Annotated in this window: 5 protein-coding genes; 2 read left to right on the top strand and 3 right to left on the bottom strand. The window is 53.2% G+C overall.

The features are described from left to right. Positions 1-220 precede the first annotated feature (220 nt). Together G5193_RS20525 and G5193_RS20520 are read right to left on the bottom strand one after the other, a co-directional pair. Positions 221-655 carry a YcgN family cysteine cluster protein gene (locus G5193_RS20525; RefSeq protein ID WP_005361134.1) on the bottom strand — a complete coding sequence of 145 codons (435 nt, stop codon included), beginning with the start codon at positions 653-655 and terminating at the stop codon, positions 221-223. A 412-nt stretch (positions 656-1067) separates the two neighbouring features. After that, complete coding sequence (locus G5193_RS20520; RefSeq protein WP_064335890.1) at positions 1068-1553, bottom strand: hypothetical protein; 486 nt, start codon at positions 1551-1553, stop codon at positions 1068-1070. Positions 1554-1783: 230 nt separating this feature from the next. Here G5193_RS20520 and G5193_RS20515 point away from each other — a divergent pair, with 230 nt between their 5' ends. Together G5193_RS20515 and G5193_RS20510 are read left to right on the top strand one after the other, a co-directional pair. Beyond that, entirely contained in the window at positions 1784-1981 is a 198-nt protein-coding gene (locus tag G5193_RS20515; protein ID WP_005333612.1) for a DUF4250 domain-containing protein, read from the top strand. A 375-nt stretch (positions 1982-2356) separates the two neighbouring features. Next, positions 2357-4831 carry a glycogen/starch/alpha-glucan phosphorylase gene (locus tag G5193_RS20510; RefSeq protein ID WP_005333609.1) on the top strand — a complete coding sequence of 825 codons (2475 nt, stop codon included), beginning with the start codon at positions 2357-2359 and terminating at the stop codon, positions 4829-4831. 366 nt (positions 4832-5197) lie between these two features. On the opposite strand, the gene G5193_RS20505 is transcribed toward G5193_RS20510, so the two are convergent. Beyond that, positions 5198-6583, bottom strand: coding sequence for an SLC13 family permease (locus G5193_RS20505; protein ID WP_216978914.1), 1386 nt, complete (start codon positions 6581-6583; stop codon positions 5198-5200). Between the last annotated feature and the right edge of the window lie 77 nt (positions 6584-6660).

Genomic DNA, 6660 nt, shown 5'->3' with positions numbered 1-6660 from the left:
CCTCTGCCTCTGCCTCTGCCTCTGCCTCTGCCTCTGCCTCTGCCTCTGCCTCTGCCTCTGCCTCTGCCTCTGCCTCTGCCTCTATCTCTCTCAATGCGCAGCTTGGAGGTGGTCTGGTTTACCAGCCAGATATGTGTGAAGCTACAAACCCTGCTTGCAGAAACAACAAGGGCTGCACATTGTGCAGCCCTTGTCTCTGGAGAATAGCGGGTTGAGCGTGTCAGCTGGCCCAGGTGATGATGTGATCGATCCATTCACCCGCCTGATCCTCGTGAATGACTTTGCCACGGACGGATTGACCAGCCTGATGCATCGCGGAACGACTGCCGGTCAGCAGAGGATGCCATTCTGGAAGAGCGTCACCTTCAGACAGCAGGCGATATGCGCAGGTTGAGGGGAGCCAGTCATATTCGGTGATCTTGTCATGGGTGATCTGCAGACAGTCAGGCTCTTTTTTGAAACGATTGGCGTAATCAGAGCACTGACAGGTCTTGGTGTTAAGCAAATTGCAGGCGACATTGGTGAAAACCAGTTCGTCGGTATCTTCATCGATCAGCTTGTTGAGGCAGCATTTTCCGCAACCATCGCAGAGGGATTCCCATTCGGATTCAGTCATCTGCTGCAGACTCTTGGTCTGCCAAAAGGGGGCTTGCATCATACCGCTCACTTATTACACCTGATAAAACGCGTGGTTATACCCCTTGTTACCCGGTATTTCAAGGAGAGGGTCACTCCGGTGGGCAAATTGTCGTGATCAGCTCAAATGAATGCAATGACTTTCAGCCTCATCATATTGCTCAAACGGGTTCGCTGGTGGGCAGGAAGTCCCGCAGGTTTGAATACTTGGGCTGCATGATTGTCCAGTTCAGGTTTTATTTTCTGCTTCTTTATCCGTTACATCTTTTGATGTTTGTCTGCTTGCAGCAAGCAGGGTCAAATGATCTCCGATGCCTACCGTCAGGCTGTTGCAAGCTTGTCTTTCAAATAAAGCCGCTGGTCACATATTGTTTGCGCCCTTCTGTCACTGCGACCCGCGGGAGAGCCTGCGTAGGCGTTCGTTTTTTGTCTTAATGATTGAGATAGATATCTTGCTCTGAATAAGCCAGCAGAGGTGTGCCGAGGTTAGTCCGTTTCGCGCCAAAGAAGCGGGTGAGTACGCCAGATTGCTGTCCCAGTCGCTGCAGCTTGACGTGATCCAGCTCGATCTGCTCGGGTAGCCAGGTAAATACGGCGGCGCAGTGACCATTGCCCAGACTGCGCTCCAGGGTTTGCTGCCAGTTCTTGATTTTGGGGCTATGTACCACCAGCACTCTCTTGGGATCGATACCTCGCTCTTCCAGACGGCTGACTGTGGGGCGTCCCGGCGGGGCGATCAACAAGATCCAGCCGGTATGAGCCTCCCCAAGCTTGGTCAGCTCGCTCAGAAACTGATCATCGGACTGGATAGTCACACCATAATGAGCCAACTCCGCTTTGCAGGCGGTTCTGGTTGGCCAGGGCTTGCTCATGACACGATTCATCGCAAAGGGCAGTGAGTGCAGGGGCTGGTTCATATATGGGGTTCCTGTATGAATATCCAAGCTGTATGCGTATACAGTATTTCTATCCTGTGGCAGTGACAAGGTGTTTTTGCTGAAAAATGTGATGGTGTTGGCATGTGTCGTTAGTAAGGTTATGTTTTTAAACACTATTTAATATAAAGCTGGTTGGGTGTTTTTCGTACTATGGACAAACCTTGCGTAACCGCCCATGGTTATACAGGTCATTTACAGGAGGTGCCGCCATGGATATCAGTACCTTGCAACGTCTTGATGCCAACATCTTGCTGGGCATCATCAATGAGAAGCTAAGGCTTGAGTGTGACGGGTTGGAGGAGCTGCTGGCCTATTACGATATGAGTGAAGAGCAGTTGGCAGGACGTCTGGATCAGATTGGGTACCATTACGATCCATTGAGCAATCAGTTCAAGGCACATCTTTAAGGGTGCAATGATTGCTTCATATTTATACGGTAATTTTTCAGGCACATTGAAACCGGTTTCAATGTGCCGTCTTGCTGCCTATTTTCAGGGATTTTCAAGGCTTGGCAATCTCTGAAAACCTATTCATGCCAGAATATTTTTATTTTTTCATTAAGCTTATGATAATAAAGGGAATGTTTGTTTTTGTGCGATCAATTTAAGGAAAGGGTTTTCAAGCTTTTCAGGCTGTTTTTATCGGTTAAAGTGTGACTTGCGTTAACTTTTAATTCTGCCGCTTTAGTTAGTATTCTCACGCCGGTACATATTTTGAGATAACAACAGCGCCGGTCCCGCAAGCGGGATAACAATTTTATTTGTAACGAAGGAATATGGTTTATGGCTACCAAGAAGAAGACAGACCAGGATCTCCAACTGGATAAAGATCAGCTCAAGGCGAGTATCGTGCGTCACCTGCGTTCTACCTTGGGAACAAGCGAACAGAAAGCCTCTCCCGAAGCGTGGTGGAAAGCCACTGCGGCGGCCGTCAATGAACAGGTGTACGAGCGCCTGACCCGCACTCAGCAGACTCATTTCAAGAAAGATACTCGTGCGATTCACTACCTCTCTGCTGAATTCCTGATGGGAAGATTGACCTCCAACAACCTGCACAACCTCTCCCTCTACAAGACTTGCGAAGAGGCGCTGGGCGAACTCGGTCTGGAACTGACCGACCTGTGCGAACAAGAGCCTGACATGGCACTTGGCAACGGCGGCCTGGGTCGTCTGGCTGCTTGCTTTATCGACTCGCTGGCCACTCTGAACTATCCGGCGGTTGGTTACGGTATCCACTACGAACACGGTCTGTTCCGTCAGGAAATCCAGGATGGCCGCCAGATCGAGCGTCCGGATTCCTGGCGTGAATATGGCAACCCCTGGGAGATCTGCCGCCCCGAGTCGGTGCAAGAAGTGCCGCTCTATGGCTACGTCGAGACCGTGTTTGGTGACAATGGCGGCCTGAAGAAGGTATGGCACGCCGGTCGCAAGATTAAAGGGGTGCCTTGGGATATTCCGGTGGTCGGTTTTGGCGGTCACACCGTCAACATCCTGCGTTTGTGGGAATCCCGCGCCTCCGAGTTTTTCGACTGGGACGTGTTCAACGCCGGTGGTTACATCGACTCCCAGGCTGAGAAAGCCCAGGCCGAGACCATCTCCAAGGTGCTGTATCCGAACGATGAGACCGATGCAGGTAAAGAGCTGCGTCTGATCCAGCAGTACTTCTTCTGTGCTTGCTCCATCAAGGACATCATGCGCCGCTACAAGCGGGTCCATGGCAGTGACTTCAGCAACTTTGCCGCGCAAATTGCCATTCAGCTCAACGATACTCACCCGACTGTCGCCATCCCGGAACTGATGCGGGTGCTGGTTGACGAGGAAGATCTGAACTGGGATGCCGCTTGGGCTATCTGCTATCAGGTCTTCTCTTATACCAACCACACTCTGCTGCCGGAAGCGCTGGAGAAGTGGTCGGTCAGCCTGTTCGAGAAAGTACTGCCTCGCCATCTGGAGGTGATTTACGAGATCAACGCCCGTTTCCTGAACGAGTTGGTGGAGCCCAAGTGGCCGGGCAACGATGCCATCAAGGCCAAGCTCTCCATCATCGAAGAGGGTGATGTACGCAAGGTTCGCATGGGCAACCTGTGCGTGATCGGTTCGTCCAAAGTGAACGGTGTGGCCGAGATCCACTCCAAGCTGGTGAAGGAAGATCTCTTCCCCGAGTATGCCGAGCTGTGGCCGGAAAAAATGTGCAACGTGACCAACGGGGTAACCCCGCGTCGCTGGCTGCTGGCCTGCAACCCGGAGCTGGCGGGTCTCTACAACGAAGTGGTGGGCAAGGAGTGGCCGCTGCAACTGGACAAACTGCGTGGCGTGGTGAAGTTTGCCGACGACAAGGCGTTCCAGCAGCAGTTCATGACCATCAAGCGTCACAACAAAGAGAAGCTGGTCAAGGTCATCAAAGACGAAACAGGTATCGATGTCAGTGCCGAGGCGATCTTTGACGTTCAGATCAAGCGTCTGCACGAGTACAAGCGCCAGCAGCTGAACCTCATTCACATCATGGCGCTCTATCGTCGCCTGCTGGCCAACCCGGACTATGACATGCACCCACGCGTGTTTATCTTCGGCTCCAAAGCTGCGCCCGGTTACAAGCTGGCCAAAGACATCATCTATGCCATCAACAAGCTGGCGGATCGGGTCAATAACGATGCTCGTATCCAGGGCAAGCTGAAAGTGGTGTTCATGCCGAACTACCGCGTGAGTCTGGCCGAGAAGCTGATCCCGGCGGCAGATGTCTCCGAACAGATCTCTACTGCAGGTTATGAAGCATCCGGTACCGGCAACATGAAGATGGCACTCAACGGTGCAATCACCATCGGGACGCTGGATGGAGCCAACATCGAGATCGCTGAAGAGGCGGGTGCCGAAAACTGTGCCATCTTCGGTCTGAACGTGGACGAAGTGAAGTCGCTGAAGGCGCGCGGTTACAACCCGTACGACTTCTATTATGCCAACTCCGAGCTCAAAGCCGTGCTGGACTGGTTTGATACCGACTACTTCACGCCTGGTCGTCCGGGTGAGCTTGCCTCCATCAAGCGCTCCTTGTTGGAAGGGGGAGACCCTTACCTGACCCTGGCGGACTTCCAGTCCTACTCGGATGCACACAAGCTGATCGATACCTGGTATCGGGATCCGGCACTGTGGGCGAAGAAGGCCATCATCAACTCGGCCACCATGGGCAAGTTCAACTCCGACCGCTCCATTCAGGACTATGTGGATCGTATCTGGAAGCTGAAACCCTGCAACATCGGTTGATCACCTCTTAATATGAGAACCCCGCTATGCGGGGTTTTTTTATAGCTGCTTGGATTCGTAAATATTTGTACACCATTTGCAAAAAGCTTGATCATCTGTGATAGATGCACAGGGCATCACATATTATTTTAATGTCGTTATTACCAGCCTTTCTCGGGAAAACCTCATCTCATGGCACCCGTATCGCTCATAAGTCTGAAGTCATCATCATGTGTACTCTCGCTGCTGTCGCATGGCACAAGCTGACGATGGTCAGGGATGTGACAGATGGCCGTTGGGGTGCAGGAAAAGAGAAAGCCCCGATGATACGGGGCTTTGTTGGAATCTGGTGTTGATTGAGGAGCCCGGCGAGCGAGCCACCAGCCATCAATGCAGTATGTCGCCCATAAAATAGGCAAGCAGGGTCAAAATGACGGTGAAGACCAGGTTCAGCACCAGGCCGGCCCGCATCATTTCACGCTGCTGGATATGGCCGCTGGCGAAGACAATGGCGTTGGGCGGGGTAGCCACTGGCAGCATGAAGGCGCAGGAGGCACCGACAGCGATCAGCACGGATACGACAATGGGAGAGACTCCCAGTGCCTCTGCGACTCCGGCAAACAGTGGAACCAGCAGAGCGGCGGTAGCGGTGTTGGATACCAGCTCGGTCAGGAACACCACGAAGGTGGCAAGACAGAGCAGGATGACGAAGATCGGCATGGTGGCCAGACCGTTGGATAGGTGCTCCGCCAGGAAGGCGTTGGCCCCGGTCTGCTTAAGGATGGCGCTCAGGGTCAAGCCGCCACCAAACAGCATCAGTACTCCCCAGTCGGTGTTCTGGTTGATGTCATCCCAGCTAGCTACCCGGCTGACGGCGATGGCGATGATGGCTCCCATGGCGATCAGTGTATCAAATTGAGGTATTCCTCCCAGCGCTTGGGCAATAGGCTGGGAGCCAATCCACAACAGCACTGTGGTCAGAAAGATCAGCATGGTCACCTTGCGTTGGCCGGTCCACTCTATGGTCACTCGCTCTGTGCTGACCTGATGTGAGAGGTTGGGGCGGGTTACCAGATAGAGCAGCCCGATGCCTACTGGCATGAAGATGAGGACAACAGGAATGCCAAATTTCAGCCAGTCAGTGAAGCCCAGCCCCATCTGGGCGGCCGCAATGGCATTGGGCGGGCTGCCTACCAGGGTGCCGATGCCGCCAATACTGGCGCTGTAGGCAACACCAAGCAATACGAAGACCAGTGTGCGGCGCTCCTTGTGAATGTCGAGACCTTTGAGCATGCCAAGGGCCAGCGGCATCATCATGGCGGCGGTAGCGGTATTGCTGATCCACATGGAGAGTGCCGCAGTAATACTGAAGAGTACGATGGCAGCCCAGCCGAGGTGTCCCTTGGCGAGCTGCATCACCTTACCGGCAATCTGGGTGTCTAGCCCCTGTTTGGATAGCGCTGCCGCTAGGGCAAAACCGCCAAAGAAGAGGAACAACACCGGGTTTGCGAAGTCGGTCAACGACTTGCTCATATCAAACACCCCGAGCAGGGTGGCAAGTACCGGGATGGAGATCGCGGTGATAGTTATGTTGACCGCTTCGGTCAGCCAGAGAATAGCTATAAAGACCAGAATGCCCAGCCCCTTGTTGACCATAGGATCAAAAGGGAGCCAAGCGAGCATGATGCATAGCAGGAGCAGATCCAGGATCACGATCCCGGTCTTGATATCCAGCCAACGAGATGGAGTAGCGGGTACAGCCGATGTGTGCATATCGTTCTCTCGGTTAATTTATGGTTGTTTTTGTGTTGCCGAGATTACATCCATTCACTTGTTTGAAACAGGCTCAC

The organism is Aeromonas sp. 601027, assembly GCF_049174455.1.
In the GTDB taxonomy this organism is placed as follows: domain Bacteria; phylum Pseudomonadota; class Gammaproteobacteria; order Enterobacterales; family Aeromonadaceae; genus Aeromonas; species Aeromonas veronii_A.
This window is presented reverse-complemented; position numbering and strand designations above follow the sequence as displayed.